Below are 18,048 nucleotides of genomic sequence, written 5' to 3'. Positions count from 1 at the left end.
AAGTGAGAGATATGAGGTATGACTTCAATAGCGTAGCTGAGAAGAGCTGCTGATATGGTTGCAATAGAAAAGCCCCTCTGCCAACAGACAGGGGGCTTTTCTATAATACCCGCAGAAAGTGGGTTTTCTTTTTTGTTACCGACTAGCGATGCTAGCTTGCTTTTTTTTCAGCAACTACTTTATCGATTACCGGAGGTGGTGCCTCTTCATAATGGTCAAATTCCATGGTGAAGACACCCTGACCGCCTGTGATGGAACGAAGGTCTGGAGCATAGCGGAGTACTTCGCCCATCGGGACATGTGCTTTAATTTCGGTGATACCTGTTTGGGAGTCTGATCCGAGAACTTTACCCCGGCGTGATGACAGGTCGCCGATAACATCGCCCATGAACTCATCAGGGATATGTACGGTCATTAATACAATTGGTTCAAGCAACGTTGGTTTTACCTGATCCATTGCGCCCTTGAGGGCAAGGGATCCGGCAATTTTAAATGCCATTTCGGACGAGTCAACAGAGTGGTATGAACCGTCGTAGAGTTTTACTTTGAAATCTACCAGAGGGAATCCTGCAAGACATCCGCGTTGCGCAGCTTCCTGAATGCCTTTGTCAACAGCAGGAATATATTGGCGAGGAATCACACCGCCAACAATAGCGTTTTCAAATTCATAGCCAAAGCCTTGTGGCATCCCTTCAATTTCAATCCAGCAGTCACCGAATTGACCGCGCCCACCAGATTGCTTTTTGTGTCTGCCTTGAACCTGTGCTTTACCCTTAATAGTTTCACGGTACGGAATTTTAGGTGTCTTTAGAACCATGTCGCATTTGTACCGACGCATGGCGCGTTCAACACTTGTTTCAATGTGCAGCTGTCCCATGCCGGAGAGTAGAATGTCACTTGATTCTGTATCGCGGGAAAGGGTGAGTGTAATATCCTCGTCAAGTAGTCTTTGGACAGCAGCGTAAATCTTATCTTCGTCGCCTTTTTCTTTAGGAGCGATCGCGTATGAAATCAGGTTAGGAGGAAGTTTCGGCATCAGAACTTCAAAAGAGGCTTTAGGATCTGCCAGCGTATCGCCAGTTTTTGTAACTTTGAGCTTAGGTACCGCGATAATAGAACCCGGTCCGATATCACCTTTAGCTGGTGAAGATTCTTTGCCATTCATAAAGAGTGGAGCACCGATACGTTCTGTTTCATCATGGTTTACGTTTTTCACGGTCGCGTCGCCAGAGAAAGAACCGGAAAGAACACGCATGATGGAGAGTTGACCGGAAAATGGGTCAGTTAATGTTTTAACAGTAAGCAGGGCTAGCTGTTCATCCGGAGAAGACAGGCGTTCATTGCCCTCTTTGTCCATCCATGCAGGGTGCTGCAGAGGGGAAGGCAAAAGGTCCTGCACAGCGTTGAGCAGTTCAGTTCCGCCACGGTTATCAAGGGCGGAACCCAGCATGACCGGAATGAGTTCGCGTGAGAGTACGCCGTCTCGTAACCCTGAAGTGATTTCGTCTTGAGAGAGTTCCCCTGTCTCAAGGTAGTTTTCCATCAACTCTTCATTACTTTCCGCAATATTTTCGATGGTTGTTTCACGCAGCATGGTAACTTCATCAGCGAGGTCCTCTGGTACCTCGCCTTCTGCGGTTGTTCCATCTTCGTTGAAGAAGAACGCTTTGTTGTTGAGAACGTCAACGTATCCTTTAAAATCATCACCCTGACCGATTGGCACTTGCAGTAAGACTGGGCGGATTCCAAGAATTGAGGAAAGTCCGTTGAAGGCCGAATCAAAATTTGCCCGGTCTCGATCCATCTTGTTGATGAAGATGATGGAAGGAAGATTTGCCTCTTGGACAAAATTCCAAAGACGACTGGTGAGGGGGCGGACTCCGTCAACCGCGTCAATAACAAAAACGGCGCCATCAACCCCGAACAACAGGTAGTTAATGTCGCCTACAAAGTTATTGTCGCCGGGAATGTCCATAAGGAAGTGGCGATTTTTGTTCCAATCAATGGTGGCAAAGCCGGGCTGAATAGACCCCCTCCGCTTTACTTCCTCTGGTTCATAGTCGAGTGAAGTGGTGCCTTCTTCAATTTTCCCAAGGCGATTGATAACCCCGGACTGAAACATAAGCATTTCAGCCAGCGAGGTTTTTCCACTTCCTCCTGTGCCCACAAGGGCATAAGTTCTCTGAGAATCAAGTGTCTTGGCCATATACCTTCTCCCTTATGTGGTTTTAGGGGATTATGCCTGCTAACATGCAAACTGCGGTGTTCCATAACTTGTCTAGAGGGGGTGCCGATGTGATGCTTTAGGGGGCACCCCTATGCTTCCACCTTGTATAACGCAGCGGTACTTGTCAACCTCTCAGGTGAAAATTTTAAATTCTCAAATGGATACATACCTTTTTGTTGAATTTTATTGTAACTTATAGAAATATAATCAGTCCTTAATTTTTTGTCTCTGACAATACTGCTGATTCGGGAGTACATATGTACATTAATATACTTGTTGGAATTGTCTTTGTCGTACTTGTTGTGTGGATAGTGAGAGACTTTTTGAATCGCTTAAAATCACCTGCGAAAATTATGGAAGATGAGCTGAAACAGCGACGGAAAAAGCAGGAACAGATAGCGGCTAATATAGAGCGTCTTCGTGAGACCGGCATGAAAAAGTTGATTCCTGTGAAACAGGCTCTTCAAGAAATGAATGCTGCATTGCCAGAAGAAAAGCAGTTTACTATAGAAAATAACCGCGACAGTGTGGCGATTATTTTTGAAAAATCATATGTAGAAATTACTCATCGGCTGACGCAGTTCTCAATTAGAGGTAACGAGCAGGATTTTTCAGATGATGTGGCTATGCACCAAAGCTTTGTCATAGAGTGCAAAGACGAGGATGGTAATGTTATTACAACCCATCAGGCTGCAACTGAAGAAGAGACTATACGTCTTATTGCCCGGGAAATCGTCAATGTTGTAGAACCTTGAGTAGGTAACAACAATTTGCTTAGTAGCAGTTGGTTGTTGTGAGATATGAATGGCAGGCTGTAATTGTTCATTGCGTCTGATTTTTTTATTTAGTCTGACGTACTCTTACATTTTCAAATGGGGGCGAAATGTCGATAGAATGTACCCTGTATGCACTTTCTACCTGTATTCATTGCAGAAGAATGAAAGTTTTTTTAGAAGATCATGATGTAGCGTTCGATAATATTTTCGTGGATAAGCTGAGAGGCGATGAGCGAAAAGAAATTCTCGATAAAATTAGAAACTACAACCCGAAACTCTCTTTCCCGACGCTTGTTGTTAAAGGAGGAGAATGTATTATTGTGGGCTTCCATAAAGATAAGGTTGAGGAGGCATTGAACTTATGAGTGAAAAAATGACAGCTGAAAAGCTCTATGAAATGCTTAAAAAAATTCAAGAGCCGCGTGGGTTTTATTTTAACAAAGATATGTCCATCACCATACCGCTTCTTGAAAGCTTGTTAATTAACAAAGACGAGTACGGTTACATGGCGTGTCCTTGCCGTTTGCCTAATGGTGATTTTGATAAAGATAGAGATATTGTCTGTCCGTGTGAGTATCGCGATCCGGATTTAGAAGAGTTTGGTACCTGTTATTGCGGTCTCTACGTGACAGAAGAATACAATCAGGAAGAGCATGGCGAAGTGGCTATCCCTGAACGCCGCCCGCCAGAAAAAATTTTAGTATAACTTTTCTGATTTTTTGAGTTTTTATTGCTTTCGTTGAAGAAGGAAGCTACCCCGCACCTGTAAGGGGAACCTTCTTTTGACCGCGGTGTGTAGAAAAACTTGTCAGTAGAGAAAATAACTGGTTATGCCCAGATAGTCTTCCATAAGAAAAGGCTGTTCTTTATGTAAGAACAGCCTTTTCTTATTTTTAGAACGGTAGCAAGGTCAAGCCGCATGAGAGCATAAGGAACGGGCTGACACAGGTAAAATTTTTGAGAAAGTCCAGAAAGCCTGCTTTAAAAGCAGTAGCTGCTCTCGAAGTATATGAGAGGGGAGCTACCAGTCATACAACAATGTTTTCTGGCCGCGGGGGCAAAAACGTTATTCCAACCCAAGCAGTTCTGCGCCGTTGCTGAGAAACATTTCTAACTTCGGCAGTGAAAGTTTGAGGCGTTTTTTTAGTTTGGTGACTTCCTTATCCGGACTATAGAGCGGATAATCTGACCCGAAGAGGATTTTCTCGTGCGGGTGTTTTTTCATGATCGCGCTTAGAGTCATATCATCGATGAAATCAAGCGTGCTTGAGGTGTCGATGTAGATATTTTTTCCTATGAGCACTTCCAGAGCGTGTTGCCAGTGATGGTATCCACCAAAGTGCGCTGCTACAAAACGTGCATTAGGGAAATTTTCAAGTAGTGCCGCAAGCTTGTATGGGCAGGACGGGTTATCTTTGGGCTCCAGCTTGTCACCTATATGGAAAAGTATGACAAAGTCTTTCTGAGCTGCCTCTATTATCGGCAGCAGACGTTTTTCATCCAGCCTGAATCCTTGAAAATCAGGATGCAGTTTAAGCCCTTTGATTCCGCGTGCTTTTAGGCGTGTGAGTTGATTTTCCCAATCATCGAAGTCGGGATGAATGGTGCCGAAAGGAATTGCATCGGGGTGTGCAGCCTTAAGGGACAACGCAAAGTTATTCGCTGGAATAACCTGCGCGGCTGAGGTTGCTGCACAGAGTACCACCATCTTATCCAGACCGGCTTTTTTAACTCGGCGGATAAGGTCGTCCATGATGCCAGTACATTGGCAAGTTATCCCGTAATGGGAGTTCAAATGCTCAACAGCCTTGGCGGCAATTTTTGGATGAAATGCGTGAGTGTGGAAATCGAGATACATAATAGTGCAGCGTTCTTTTAATATTAGAAGTTATTTTCCTACGAAGAGTTCTTTCAGCCAGTCCGGAACTTTTACAGGGCGCCCTTTATCGTTGGTACAGGCGTGTTCTGTATGGCCGGTGGCAAGAATGGTGTCTTTTGCTTCGTTGTAAATTTCGTACTCAAAGGTCATGGAAGCCCGGCCCCATTTGCTGATACCGACACGAACGTACAGCAAATCATCAAAGCGGGCAGGGCGTTTGTAACGACACTGTGCTTCTCGGACGGGGAGCATGATGCCCCGTTCTTCTACAGTGTTATAGCTCATACCCTGTTCGCGAATGTATTCGCTACGGCTCCGCTCGAATAAATGGAGATATTCGGCATAGTACATGACAGACATAGCATCTGTTTCACCATAGGAAACACGATGCGCCATCCATATTTCGGGAGTTGGAAATTCTGCCATAGTCATTCCCTTTATATAGTTAGTCGATCTTATATGTGGTGCTGTAAATACGGCACGTCAACGTGTTGCCGTTTCCGCCATTCAGTACGGGCTCTGCATAGTTCTCTGCCCGTTTCGTCAAAGGATACGGTGTGCAGGTAATCACCGTCATCTGTACCGCCTGATTTGCTTGTGAGTTTTTGAAAGGCTCCGCACTCCATACGATAGCTGATGTCGATGAGTACCGGCTCGTACTCCATAATGAATTCTTCCGGCATGGATTCTTGAATCCAACCGAGGTACCGAACGTTATTAACATGCCCGTTAGTGTCAATGTCCGCTTTTCTGCTTATGAGCGGGCATTCGTGCTGTGGATTGCGCAGGCGCGGCACGGCACGAGTTGGGAATTCTTTACATGGCGGGTTGCTATGCGGGTAGTTTTCGGTGACGAACTCCGGCACCGGAACGAGTTTACGCTTTTTGATATCGATGACAAGCCAAGCCGTTGTTCCTTCCGCGATAAGGTGGTTCTCCGCATCAAAGGCTTCAAAACAACGTAACGCAAGATTAGGTGTGTGGGCAGAAGGCCATGTGTGAATGGAGATGGTTTCTCCGATATTCGGGTAGCGATCAACAGTAAAGGTTAGTCTGCTGAGTACCCATGCAATACCATGCTGCAATAGATATTCACCCGGAAAGCCGTGTAAGCGTGCGTTGTTAGCGGCTGCCTCTTCAAAAAATGCGGCAAAGGTCGCAGGACAAGCTTTTCCAAACCTGTCTGTATGATAGGTCTTAATGGTGAAAGACTCTATACCCTTCAATGTCATGTATGATTCCCCTTTTGAATAAGCATGTTAGCTATCACTGACATGTGTGGAGGGCAAGGGGGGAGAGTGGTTTTTAGTGCGGCAGTTACAGCATTGTGTGAAAACGTAGCTGTAACTGCCGGATAAATAATTAGATGTTTGTCAGATTTGCATACGGATTGAGCGAAAATTGTGTTGGCGCATAGATGGCATGTTCGGCGTGTGTAGCTAATGCCCAGCGCTGTGTACCGTATTCGAAATGCCACCATTCGCAGTGGAAGTTTACAAAGCCTGCCTGCGTCATAACAAAGTAGAGCAGGCGTCTGTTATAGAGTGCTTCCTCTTCTTGTTTAGTGAACTTGTATCCTTGTTCCTGTTTTTTTTCAAAATACTGCGTGTTTGAAATTTCTCCGGGATAATCGAAGGGGGCACCGAAGAATAACATTTTTCCAGCGCGGTCTGCGATGGCAAGGTCAATTGCCCCGCCTGTTGAATGCGGTGCAGGGGTACTTGTGTCTTTCATTGGTTTAGCAACATACTGCTGCGCCATAATAAAGATTTCATCTGTAGATCTGTCGGGATACATGGAGGCGAGTGCTTTTTTGCATTCTGAAAAAAGAAATGACTGTACGTCTGTTGATCTCCAGCCGTCTAATATTACGAGGCGCAGATGAGACGGGAGCAGGGATGAAGCGTGCAGCAGCCGATCGACAATTCCTTCACGTGCGTAGCATTCCGGCAGTGCTCCGGTTATCTGGCGTTCAAAATAAATTGAACGACTGAGCATGTGTTCCGGTGCTAATGACAGAGATACAACTTCTTCATGTGATTCTACAGAAGGGATGGCGTAAACAGATTCCCATGATGGTTCAGACAGTCCATGAATGGGAGGTACAATTTTATCAGGCATGACAAATCCTGTAATATGTATAGGTCAACGTTAATATCCCAGTCGGCGCGGTAGCCAGAGGGATAGTTCCGGCACAAAAATAAGCAGTAACTGGCAAATAAGCGCAACAACGACAAAAGGCCAGATATGTTTGAACATTTTTTCCAAAGGAACATTGCCGACGGAAGACACGATATAGACGCATGCGCCCATGGGGGGAGTGATGAGCGCAATGGTGATGTTAAGCGTCATAACAATACCGAAATGGAGTGGATCTATACCCGCCTGAGCTGCTAGTGGGCTGAATACCGGAGTCAGCAGTACCAACGCGGCAATTTCCTCCATAAACATCCCGATGGCGAAGATTACAATGCTGATAAGGAGGAGCACTGTAGATGGCGTGGATGCATACTGCATTACAAGCGGTGCGAGTTGTTGCGGCATTCGTTCTGAAGATAGAATCCAGCCCACGATGGTAGCAGCACCAATAACGATAAAGATGACACTGCTGAGCCGAACTGTGCTGGAAATGGATTGTACAATCCCTTTAAAGGAGAGCTGCCTTGTCCATAGTAGCCCCATAAGTAGCACATACCCACTGGCAACTGCGCCTGATTCTGTAGGCGTCATAAAACCAAAAAGGATGCCGCCTACAATGATTCCGGGGGCAAATAGTGCTGCAGCCGCACCACCTGCGGATACGAATAGTTCTTTAAAGGAAAATTTAGCGTTGACTACCGGAAGACCGAGACGGGAGGCACTGATGCGGTGCATGATGATAAAGGCAAGCCCGAGCAGCAGGCCGGGAACAACTCCGGCGATGAACAGAGCACCTACGTTAGTTTTTGTCATAGCACCGAAGAGGATCATAAAAATACTCGGCGGGATGATCGGCCCAATAAGAGAACTGCCGGCTGTCAGTCCGGCGGCGTATGAATCAGGGTATCCACCTTTTTTCATGGCAGGAATCATGATGGAGCCTACAGCAGAGGCGTCAGCTGCGGCGGAGCCGTTTACTCCGGCAAAGATGATACTTGCCACTACGGTAACGTAACCAAGGCCGCCTTTTAAGTGTCCCACTAACGCTTCAGAAAAGCGAAGCAGACGTGCAGTAAGGCCGGAGTGGCTCATAAGCTCTCCCACCAGAATAAAATAGGGGATCGCTAAGAGCGAAAAGGGCTCCATTCCGCCGTAGAATTGCTGGATCATAATACGCAGTTGGCCAAGCTTACCGATATAGACGATACCGGAAAATGCGGTGGAAAGCATGGCAGCAAAGAGCGGAAGGCCGGCAGCTAGAGTTACGAAGAAAATACATAGAAGAACGAGAGCCATGGTTATGTATCCTCTGACGGTTGATCATTGGGAGTCGGTCTGAAAGGGGCAGTAACGGACGAAGACATATTTTGTGAAGATTGCGTTGAATTGGACGTAGTAGATAAAGGTTCTGCTACGTTCGTGGATACAGACAGTTTATCATCTTCAGCAGGAATGAACTGTTGAAGCAGATATTCAAGAAGCATCAAAGACATACCGACAGGGACAGCCAACAGCGGAAGCGCTTTTTTAATGCCGAGCGTCATGATGGTAAACAGACGCAGTTTATACGCGTAGTTAAATCCGAGCCAGATCATAAGCAGGAGTATGCAGAAAAAGCACAACGTACGCAGTAAGGTGACAATACGTTTGGAAGACGGGGGAAGCCTGTTTACAAGAATTGTAATTGCCATGTGCTCGCCATGCTTTAACGCAGGAGCAGCGGCAAGCATAACCATCCAGACCAGAGTTATCTTTGCGAGGTCTGTTGTCCATATAGGCGGACGGTAGAATCGGGAAAATACTCCTAAAATTACTGTTGCCAAATTTATAAGCAGAAGCGCCCCTGCCCCGAACAGGCAGAGGCGTTCCAGTTTATTCGAAATAGTTTGGCATATCGTTGCCATAGAGGTCATTACTTCACCTTGTCATTAGCTCTTTGTGCGTCTGCAATAGATTGGTCAATCCATTCGCGATTAATCTGTTTGCTTAACCATGCGATGTAAGAGGGGGTGCTAAGGTCTTTGAAGGCTTTCATCTCTTCAGGGGTTGGTCTGTAAACTTGCATTCCTTTTTCTTGCAGGAAGTTAATTCTGCTTTCTACCTGCGATTCAACAAATTCACGGGTCAGTTGGTTTGCTTTTTTAGCAGCAGCTAGAACGGCGGAACGCTCTTTTTCGCTAAGTTTTTCCATCATGGCGTTGTTCGCCAGAAGGAACTGGTCGGAGTACTGTACGTTGGCAAGTGTGAGGTGGGTCTGTACTTCAAAAAGACTACCGATAATGATGTATGTAGGCGGGTTCATTTGCCCGTCTGCGACACCTGTTTTTAGCGCGAGGTAGACTTCTGTCCAAGGGATAGGAGTACCAGTAGCGCCAAAGGCCTCGTACATTGCGACCTGGCTGGCATCCATTGCCCGAAATTTAAGCCCGTTAAAGTCTTTGGGTGATCTGATGGGTTTTGTGCAAGTAAATGCGATAAAACCTCCTTCTTCAATTACTTCAAGTAACTGAATCCCAGTGCGTTCTCTGAATTCTTTGCGTAGCTTTGCCATGACAGGGCTGGAATCAAAAAATATGTGCGCAGCTTTGTAGTTGTCAAAAAGGAATGGTACATTTGTCGCAAAAATTTCTGGGAATACTGTTTCCATGCCGCCGAATGATGCAACATTTATCATTGGATCAGTCATTACCTGTTCCATACGCTGTTGCTCATTACCGAGTTGGCTGTTCGGGTATAGCTCAATAGTAACAGTACCGTTGGTATCCTTTTCAACAATTTCTTTGAAATGAGTTGCGAATACGTGAACAGCATTATCCTCTGCCGTTGGTGGGCCGTTGTAACTCATTTTTATGCTTGTTTCTGCTAATGCAGCAGCAGGAATCGTCAGTATAAGAAAACCAAGCAGTATTGCGTGAAGGACTGATTTCCATGAAAGTCCATGCAACTTCATTTATTCCTCCAAAATTGATCGTATCGTATGTCTTGAAAATTACCTCACAACAAATGTTTCTTCATAGTGTATTGTCTATGAAAGTCTTCATATGTCAATGTGTTATTAAATAACGCTATTTGTCTCTCAACACGTCAAGAACATCGACATTGGAGGCAACCCAGGCTGGATAGGCACCGGCGACAACGCCAAGCAGACATGAACCTATGCTTGCTCCGGCTATAAGGGCGGGTTTATACACGTAGGGGTACCCTGCCGCGTAATAGACAATGGTGATGATAATAAGAGCGACAAGAGCGCCTAGTGTCCCTCCGATACCGGAGAGCAGGCTGGATTCTAATAAGAATTGGGACATAATAGCGCTGCGGCGCGCTCCGATTGCACGCCGGACACCGATTTCCAGCTTACGTGTCTGTACGAGCAGAATCATGATAGATAATACGCCCATTGCTCCGACTGAAAAAGAAATAGATGAACTCATGAGCCCGAGAAGCCACACAAGCTGTAATGCCTGTGTCTTAAGTTCGGATACATCCTTCGGGGAAAGTACCAAAAAATCTTCATCCGTTTTTCGTGTGATGTTGTGCTGTCGCCGCATAATAGCAATGGCAGATTGTTTTGCAGCTTCTTCATCTTTGTCTGTGTACAGCGTCATAAATACACCGGACACCCAATCCTGATTCGACATTCTGCGCATGTACGTCGTGATGGGGACAAAGACCTGTTCGTCTTGATCTGTTCCTGCAAGATCACTCCCGCGTTTAGGCATAACACCAATAACACGCAGATTGGTAAAATCGTATTGAACAATTTTACCGATGGCTTGTGTATGGTGTGTAAAAAGTTTGCTGGCAACAGTGAAGCCGAGAATACAGACCTTAGCCCGTTGTCTGACATCCTGTTTGGTGAAGAAATGCCCAATCGCTACAGGGGCGGCACGCACAGCGGGGAAATCTGCATTTGCTGCGATAAGTTGTGAGTTTATAGTGTTGCGGCGGTAGCTGATTGTGGAGTTTTTTGTAACAAATGGCGTTCCCTGTTTAACAAAGGGGTTATTGGCCAGCAGGGCTTCTGCATCTTCAAGCTTGAACGTCGTTGTCTGTCCACCATATCTCAAGGATCCGCTGCGTCTGAATGTCGGCTTTCCCGCGAGAACTACGAGCAGGTTCGGGCCTAGTTTTTCTGTTTCAATCCGTGCCTGTTCTTTGAGCGCTTCAGATACGTGTATAACCCCTGTCAGCGCCAGTGTACCCAGAAAAACCCCCAGCATAGCAAGGATTGAGCGTAGTTTGTGCGCAGCAAGCGATCGCAGGGCTATACGTAGATAGTTTAACATTAGCCGTCTCCCCGCAATGCGCGAATGGGGTCAAAACCTGCTGCCTGCCGCGCGGGACCGAGACCGAAAATAAGCCCCACTGTCATGGCCGCTCCCAATGCGGAAAGGAAAATCTTAAGTGAGAGCCGTATCTCTATCAGGTTGAAAATAAAGAGTACTCGCGCGAGAGCAAGCCCCATAATAATCCCGAGTAATCCTCCTAGAATAGTTAGAAGTACCGCTTCCAGCAAGAATTGGCGCACTATGGCACCTTGGGTTGCGCCGATAGCGCGCTTTATCCCTATTTCCAGTGTGCGTTCTGAAACGGAAAGATAGAATAAATTAGCCAACACAAAGCCGCCTACAATCATGGCAGTGATTGCTGTAACGCCAAGGAAAACAGTTAGTCCGCCTTTGAGGGCAGAAAGAAATTGCTGCACTTCTTCAGCGGAAATAATGGTAAAGTCGTTTGGCTCACTGGGGGAGATCTTATGCAAGTGTCGCAGGAAGCTGGTTAAATTGTTGATGTTTGCCTGCATGTTCTGCATATCAATGTATTTGATGCGCAGCCCCCTGAAGTATTGCCTGTTAGCTCCAAAGCGTTGTGCCAACGTGGTGAGAGGTATGATGATGCGGTCATCAATGCTTATCCCGTTTCCACCTGTGAATCCCCTGTGGGAGAGTTCCCCGATAACAGTAAACGGAATGGAATCGACAAAGATGGTCTTACTGATGGGGCTTTCATTTTTAGAAAAAAGTGCGCTGGTGACGGTTTCGCCTATTAGGCAGACCCTTAATCCCCGGTTGACGTCTTCCTGTGTAAGATCTCTTCCGGAAATGAGCGGCCAGTTCCATGCTTCACTGTATTGGGCAGATGTGCCGATGACGAGTGCTACGTCCCAGCTTTTGTTTTTGTAACGAATTTTTTTTTCTCTCACAGTTCCTAAGGGGACTACAAGATATGTTCCCGGCAGGGAGCGCTTTATTTGATTCAGGTCGTTCCATGAGAGAGTCAGTGTGCGTTGTCCTACTGGACGGTTAAAAATATCCCCGCCAAGCACAAGTATGGCATCCGGCCCGAAAGATTGTGTCAGTTCGTCAGCTTTTTGGTTCGCACCGTCATGTGCAGCAATAATGACTGTAAGAGAGGCAATGCCGAGAGAAACTGAGATGATTACAAAGATCGAGCGAATTTTATACGCCCACAGTGCATGCAGCGCGAGTAATCCTGTTCTGCTCAGGATAGCTATAGTTGATCTGAGTTCGTCGAGTTTCATTCATGTCATTGTACCTGAGATGGATACTTGGACAAGAGAGATGGCGTATAGATTCAAAGCGGGGGGCATAGAATCTATAAACAATGCAAGGCGTAGTACGGAGATTGCTATTCAAAGAGGTCCGGCTTCACGCACACATCGTGAAGCCGGACCTTGGGGGATCAAAAGAACGTATGATGTTTCAGGGAGGGAAGCATCAATATTGGGTATCCGTGTGAAAGCAAGTTCGGGATGCTTTCAACTCAGCAGACACATAAAGGCAGGAGATGTATCTGCTGAGTGGTTGTATGGATTGGGACTGACTCTACACGGATATCAGATCGTTCTTTTGAAAAAAATAAGCATTTTTTTTGAATATGGAGCCGCGCAGGTAGCAGGAACAACACATGCTCTGTGCAGGTTCTTAAACTGCTGCGTTTTCCTGCTACCATAACGGGTCTCTATTTGTTCTATTTTTTTAGCAATTTTGCCAGCATAACTGGATATGGTCTTTCGCGAGGCTGCGGGAAACAAGACTTACGCCGACAGCAATTGCAATGGATATCGGTAGCGCGATGACATTCGGGTCAACCCATTGGAGGAGAAACATTGTGCTGCCCGGTGCTGCATCTGTAACAAGCGTTACTTTTCCAAACAGTGTTTCGCACAGGCCTATAGCCGCAGCTTCTTTTTTGTGGATGAACAGCATCCACAACATAGAAACGGTAAATCCTCCCACAATGGAGAGCTTGGCTCCGGATTTTGTCATACCTTTCCAGTAAAGTCCGAAGACGTATGCCGGTAAGAAGGTCGCTCCGCTTAATCCAAAGAAGAACGCTGTTGCGCGTGCAACAATGGAAGGAGGAAGCAGCCATGCCCACACAAGAGTAGCAATAATAGTAGCAACAATGCCGAGTTGGCTGATGGATGAAGCGCTCAGATTGTTTTTACTTCGCATAATGTTTCTTGAAACATCATGCGCAAGAGAGGTTCCACCAATGTGGAACTGGCTGGAGAGTGTGGACATGGCTGCGGCAAACATAGCCAGCAGAAACATGGCAGAGAACCAAGGCGGCATTACTTTTTCAATAAAAACGGGAATGATTTTATCGAGGTTGCCGCCAGCCATCTGAATGCTGATTTTGCCAAACTGGTTAAAGAAAATTGCGTTAGAGAGTGCTCCCACAACGTAGACTACGCCAATAGTGAGCAGAAGAAATATGGAGCCGTACAGCACTGCACGGTTCAGTTCTTTATCACTGGAAACAGTCATGAATCGAACTGTAAGCTGCGGTTGTGCCAAAACACCGATGCCGACGCCGTATACGATGGTGGTGTATATAACGAGCCATAGTGGGGAGCCTGTCTTTGTGCCCTGTGTCCAGCCTAAGATTCCGCCTTTTTGTAGCGGGGCAGGCACAAGATCCGCCATGGATGTGAGTGTCTCATGCGCAGGTATAACACCACCAAGCAGGTAGTAGGTGTAGCCCAGCAAAAAGACCATCATAGCAACCATGATGGTTCCCTGAAATGCGTCTGTGTACATAACGGCTTTCATGCCGCCCGTGATAACGTAAAGAGACAAGATAGCCGTGATGCCAACAAGCATCCATTCGTATGGCAAGCCAAGAGAAACTTCTGTCATTCGGCATATACCGGTGAGAACCGCAGCAGCGTACACGGGAATGAAGAAGAAGATAATACCGCCCGAGAAGCTTTGGATAAATTTTGAGTTGTAGCGTTTACCGAGAAGCTCTGGAAACGTGTGGCAGTTTAGTACCAAGCCCATGCGACGGGTGCGTTTGCCTAAAAACACCATCGCTATGAAAATGCCCATAAAAATATTTAAGAACGCCAGCCAGAGAAGCGACATGCCGAACATAGCCGCAACGCCACCGAATCCGATAATAGCAGAGGTAGAGATAAAGGTTGCACCATACGACATAGCCATGACGAAAGGGTTAACAGAACGTCCGGCGAGCATGTAGTCGCCGGCATTTTTCGTTTCCTTCCATCCTTTCCAGCCTAGGTAGAAGACGATTCCAAAGTAGAGCAGTGAGGTAATCAGTTTGGTGGCCATGTCGAGTTCTCCCGTTACTTATCAGTGCTTTCCTGCACCAGCGATTCAACATTTACAGTGTCCGGCGTACCCGCGTTGTTCCAGTTCGCAATGCCGTACGCGACACAGCCAATGGTTGATATGATGCAGAGCCAGTAAGGCAGAGCAGTTTCAAAGCTTCCGAGTCCTAACAGCATGTAGTTCTCCTTTTACATAAAAAAAGCCGCAGGCTGTCACCTGCGGCTTGTCGGTATAATTCCCTTAATCTGTGTGCGCTGTTACGCGCACTCAACCGATCCGCAGGTCTTGGAGACGCGGTAACCATAATATGCATAGAAATAGTTGTTCATATGGCGGTTGATTGTGTTCATGCCTTTATTAGTACTCACTGTAGTACAAAAATGTCAAGTTCGATAAAACAGAAAAGTGTATTCTTTTGCTATATCGAAAGAGGTCAGGTTGAGAGACGCCTCAGGCGGGCCTATGACCCGCCTGAGATAAGAGTCGTTTGTCGTGGTTAATTATTCTGCCAGCAAAGCTGGATATGGTCTTCTGCAAGACTACGCGAAACCAGACTCACGATGATAGCAATAGAGATGGACACTGGCAGTGCAACTACGTTCGGGTCAACCCATTGCAGCAGAAACATAGTGCTGCCGGGTGCTGCGTCTGCCACGAGAGTTGCTTTGCCGAAGAGGGCTTTGCACAGTCCTATGGCAACAGCCTCTTTTTTATGGATAAAAAGCATCCATAGCATAGATACTGTGAATCCGCCTACCATGGATACCTTTGCTCCGGATTTAGTCATGCCTTTCCAGTAGAGTCCGAAGACGTATGCAGGAAGGAATGCCGCGCCTGTGAGTCCGAAGAAGAACGCAGTTGCGCGTGCAACAATGGAAGGCGGCAGCAGCCATGACCAAATGAGTGTGGCAAGGATGGTTATTACGATCCCGAGCTGGTTAATTTGTTTGGCGTCACGTTTAGTTGGAAGGACGACTTGAGATACATCGTGAGCAAGTGAAGTTCCTCCAATATGGAATTGGCTTGAAAGGGTCGACATTGCAGCGGCAAACATCGCAAGCAGGAATGCGGCGGAGAACCACGGCGGCATAATTCTTTCAATGAACACCGGAATAATTTTGTCAAGGTTGCCGCCCGCCATCTGGATGCTGATTTTTCCGAAGTTATCGAAGAATATTGCGTTTGAAAGTGCGCCTACGACAAAGATAACGAAAACGGTGAGCAGGAGAAAAATTGCACCGTAGAGCACTGCACGGTTAAGTTCCTTGTCACTGGAAACAGTCATAAAGCGAACAACAAGCTGGGGTTGTGCCAGTACGCCTATACCTACACCGTACACAAGTGTCGTATAGATAACGAGCCAGAGAGGGGTTCCCTGTGCGGAGCCTTGTGTCCAGCCGAGAATTCCGCCTTTTTGGAGCGCCTGCGGCATAAGATGCGACATGGCTGTAAGCTTTTCATGTGCAGGAATGACCCCGCCGAGCAGGTAGTATGTATATCCGAGCAGGAAGAGCATCATAGCAGCCATTATTGTGCCCTGGAATGCGTCTGTGTACATAACGGCTTTCATACCACCAGTAATAACGTAGAGAGACAGGATGGCAGTAATGCCGATGAGCATCCATTCGTATGGTAAACCGAGGGATACTTCTGTCATGCGGCAGATACCTGTGAGCACTGCGGCGGCATAAACAGGAATGAAGAAAAAGATGATGCCGCCGGAAAAGGACTGCACAAATTTAGAATTGTACCGTTTGCCCAGCAACTCCGGGAAAGTGTGACAGTTGAGAGTAAGCCCCATGCGCCGTGTACGTTTGCCAAGGAATACCATTGCAATGAAAACACCCACAAAAATGGTGAGAAAGGCAAGCCAGAGCAGAGGCATACCGAACATTGCTGCAACACCGCCAAAGCCGATGATGGCTGAGGTGGATACGAAAGTGGCACCATATGACATGGCCATAATAAAAGGGTTAACAGAGCGCCCTGCAAGCATGTAGTCGCTTGCGCCTTTGGTCTCTTTCCACCCTCTCCAGCCCAGATAGAAAACTGTAACAAAGTACAGCATTGCAGTAATAAGTTTGACGGCCACGTCAGATTCTCCTTTTAATTATCCGTGCAATTTTGCACTATTGATTCAACTTCAGCTGTGACGGTGTCAGGCGTACCTGCATTGTTCCAGTTCTTAATTCCGTAAACGATGCAGCCAATTGTTGATAAAATGCAAAGCCAGTACGGCAGGGCCGTTTCAATACTTCCAAGTCCTAGTAACATGAGTGCCTTCCTTGTGATTGGGTATAAAAAAAACCGCAGACTTTCGCCTGCGGTTTCATCGGTGCATAGAGTTATATTACGTTATGTTTGAACATACTCGACCGATCCGCAGGCCTGAATGCCGCGGAAATCAAAAAATGCATAAAAGATGTTGGTGGTGAGCTTGTTCATATTTCTCCAACTACAACGACTTGTACAAAAATGTCAAGTTCGACTTTGTTGAAAATCAAAACTTTGTTTCGATGATATCAACAGCTCTTTTGCCATTGGCTACTTTAAGATTTCCAAGCCACTGGCGAACTACATTGAGGTTGCCCTTGATCCATGAAGTGGCTGTTTCTTTTACAGACTGTCCTTTTAACGAAACATCGTATGTCCATTTTCCCTGTGTGAGCTTGTCAATTTTGAAGCGGGAAAGAATCATGTAGGGAGTCTGATATGTAGTCTTCAACTCTGGGCGTATAAGTGTGTTGATGGTGTTTTCTGCAATAAGCTCTTCAGAGCCTTTCACACCTTTTAGATATCGCATATCAAGTGTAATGTTCATCCAGTGCGGTTCCCAGCAACTGAACACAATCCACTGTTTTTCTTTGAATGCTTTGATTACATTACCAAGCATGTTGTCTATTGATGTCCCTTTCTGTTTCCAGCTGCCGAGTCCTTCAAAGTCGTTATGAATGTACTTGTCAACAACGAGATACATGCCAGAGGTCGGCTCAATATTGTAGATAGTTGAGTCAAACTTTGCAGCGCTCGGTGCAAGATCTGTAATCGAAGTGACTCCCTTTTTACTTACGTATCCCGGAACACAGAGGCCGGTTCGAGCGTGTTCAACGTTGGCGCCAGCAACATGTACGGAGTTATTTTTTAATAGCGGGGCAAGCAGCATTTCCTGTGTAGGGAGCCAAGCGCTCATGAATACATCAACATCGCCATTTTTAAGAGCTTCGTAGGCTTCGCTTGCATCCATGGGCGTGGTAGCGGTTGTATAGCCGATGGCCTCAAGTATTTGGGTGGCGATTTCTGCTTTTACCATGGCACCTGACCATGGTGGTACTGCAAATCGAATAGGAGCTTTTTCTGCTGATGCAGGAATAGCTGTTACCATAAGTGTTACTGTAAAAAATAGTGTAATAATTTGTTTATACATAA

18 protein-coding genes are annotated in these 18,048 nt (G+C 46.4%); 3 read left to right on the top strand and 15 right to left on the bottom strand.

What is annotated here, in order from left to right; translation table 11 throughout:
• Window positions 1–151 precede the first annotated feature (151 nt).
• Window positions 152–2,206: an elongation factor G gene (locus F461_RS0106320; RefSeq protein WP_020000308.1), complete on the bottom strand. Its 2,055-nt coding sequence runs from the start codon at window positions 2,204–2,206 to the stop codon at window positions 152–154.
• A 278-nt stretch (window positions 2,207–2,484) separates the two neighbouring features.
• Between F461_RS0106320 and F461_RS0106315 the strand changes: the two genes are divergently transcribed.
• From F461_RS0106315 to F461_RS0106305, 3 genes are all read left to right on the top strand, one after another.
• Window positions 2,485–2,982 carry a hypothetical protein gene (locus F461_RS0106315; protein ID WP_020000307.1) on the top strand — a complete coding sequence of 166 codons (498 nt, stop codon included), beginning with the start codon at window positions 2,485–2,487 and terminating at the stop codon, window positions 2,980–2,982.
• Between the two features lie 128 nt (window positions 2,983–3,110).
• Complete coding sequence (locus F461_RS0106310; RefSeq protein ID WP_026364652.1) at window positions 3,111–3,368, top strand: glutaredoxin family protein; 258 nt, start codon at window positions 3,111–3,113, stop codon at window positions 3,366–3,368.
• Window positions 3,365–3,709, top strand: coding sequence for a ferredoxin-thioredoxin reductase catalytic domain-containing protein (locus tag F461_RS0106305; RefSeq protein ID WP_020000305.1), 345 nt, complete (start codon window positions 3,365–3,367; stop codon window positions 3,707–3,709). Before F461_RS0106310 ends, F461_RS0106305 begins: the two co-directional genes overlap by 4 nt.
• Before the next feature lie 360 nt (window positions 3,710–4,069).
• On the opposite strand, the gene F461_RS0106300 is transcribed toward F461_RS0106305, so the two are convergent.
• The 14 genes from F461_RS0106300 to F461_RS0106230 all read right to left on the bottom strand — a co-directional run bounded on the left by F461_RS0106300 (window position 4,070) and on the right by F461_RS0106230 (window position 18,046).
• Window positions 4,070–4,861 carry an amidohydrolase family protein gene (locus F461_RS0106300; protein ID WP_020000304.1) on the bottom strand — a complete coding sequence of 264 codons (792 nt, stop codon included), beginning with the start codon at window positions 4,859–4,861 and terminating at the stop codon, window positions 4,070–4,072.
• Between the two features lie 30 nt (window positions 4,862–4,891).
• Entirely contained in the window at window positions 4,892–5,308 is a 417-nt protein-coding gene (locus F461_RS0106295) for an acyl-CoA thioesterase (RefSeq protein ID WP_020000303.1), read from the bottom strand.
• A gap of 29 nt (window positions 5,309–5,337) precedes the next feature.
• A complete protein-coding gene (locus F461_RS0106290) occupies window positions 5,338–6,114 on the bottom strand; it encodes an acyl-[acyl-carrier-protein] thioesterase (protein ID WP_020000302.1) in 777 nt (258 codons plus the stop codon).
• A 130-nt stretch (window positions 6,115–6,244) separates the two neighbouring features.
• Window positions 6,245–7,003, bottom strand: a complete 759-nt coding sequence (locus F461_RS0106285) for a M15 family metallopeptidase (protein ID WP_020000301.1) — start codon at window positions 7,001–7,003, stop codon at window positions 6,245–6,247.
• Between the two features lie 30 nt (window positions 7,004–7,033).
• On the bottom strand, window positions 7,034–8,317 hold the full coding sequence (locus F461_RS0106280; protein WP_020000300.1) for a TRAP transporter large permease: 1,284 nt from the start codon (window positions 8,315–8,317) through the stop codon (window positions 7,034–7,036).
• Between the two features lie 2 nt (window positions 8,318–8,319).
• A complete protein-coding gene (locus F461_RS0106275; protein WP_020000299.1) occupies window positions 8,320–8,934 on the bottom strand; it encodes a TRAP transporter small permease in 615 nt (204 codons plus the stop codon).
• Window positions 8,934–9,971, bottom strand: a complete 1,038-nt coding sequence (locus tag F461_RS0106270; RefSeq protein WP_020000298.1) for a TRAP transporter substrate-binding protein — start codon at window positions 9,969–9,971, stop codon at window positions 8,934–8,936. The genes F461_RS0106275 and F461_RS0106270 overlap by 1 nt, the downstream gene beginning before the upstream one ends.
• Window positions 9,972–10,086: 115 nt before the next feature.
• Complete coding sequence (locus tag F461_RS0106265; protein WP_020000297.1) at window positions 10,087–11,307, bottom strand: ABC transporter permease; 1,221 nt, start codon at window positions 11,305–11,307, stop codon at window positions 10,087–10,089.
• Entirely contained in the window at window positions 11,307–12,563 is a 1,257-nt protein-coding gene (locus F461_RS0106260) for an ABC transporter permease (RefSeq protein WP_020000296.1), read from the bottom strand. Before F461_RS0106260 ends, F461_RS0106265 begins: the two co-directional genes overlap by 1 nt.
• Before the next feature lie 457 nt (window positions 12,564–13,020).
• Window positions 13,021–14,622, bottom strand: coding sequence for a sodium:solute symporter family protein (locus F461_RS0106250; RefSeq protein WP_020000294.1), 1,602 nt, complete (start codon window positions 14,620–14,622; stop codon window positions 13,021–13,023).
• A gap of 14 nt (window positions 14,623–14,636) precedes the next feature.
• Complete coding sequence (locus F461_RS19310) at window positions 14,637–14,798, bottom strand: symporter small accessory protein (RefSeq protein WP_020000293.1); 162 nt, start codon at window positions 14,796–14,798, stop codon at window positions 14,637–14,639.
• A 320-nt stretch (window positions 14,799–15,118) separates the two neighbouring features.
• Window positions 15,119–16,714: a sodium:solute symporter family protein gene (locus F461_RS0106240; protein ID WP_020000292.1), complete on the bottom strand. Its 1,596-nt coding sequence runs from the start codon at window positions 16,712–16,714 to the stop codon at window positions 15,119–15,121.
• 14 nt (window positions 16,715–16,728) lie between these two features.
• Window positions 16,729–16,896 carry a symporter small accessory protein gene (locus F461_RS19305; RefSeq protein ID WP_020000291.1) on the bottom strand — a complete coding sequence of 56 codons (168 nt, stop codon included), beginning with the start codon at window positions 16,894–16,896 and terminating at the stop codon, window positions 16,729–16,731.
• Between the two features lie 226 nt (window positions 16,897–17,122).
• Complete coding sequence (locus F461_RS0106230; RefSeq protein WP_020000289.1) at window positions 17,123–18,046, bottom strand: glycine betaine ABC transporter substrate-binding protein; 924 nt, start codon at window positions 18,044–18,046, stop codon at window positions 17,123–17,125.
• Between the last annotated feature and the right edge of the window lie 2 nt (window positions 18,047–18,048).

Origin of the sequence: Halodesulfovibrio aestuarii DSM 17919 = ATCC 29578 (assembly GCF_000384815.1) — a bacterium.
Lineage (GTDB): Bacteria > Desulfobacterota > Desulfovibrionia > Desulfovibrionales > Desulfovibrionaceae > Halodesulfovibrio > Halodesulfovibrio aestuarii.
This window is presented reverse-complemented; position numbering and strand designations above follow the sequence as displayed.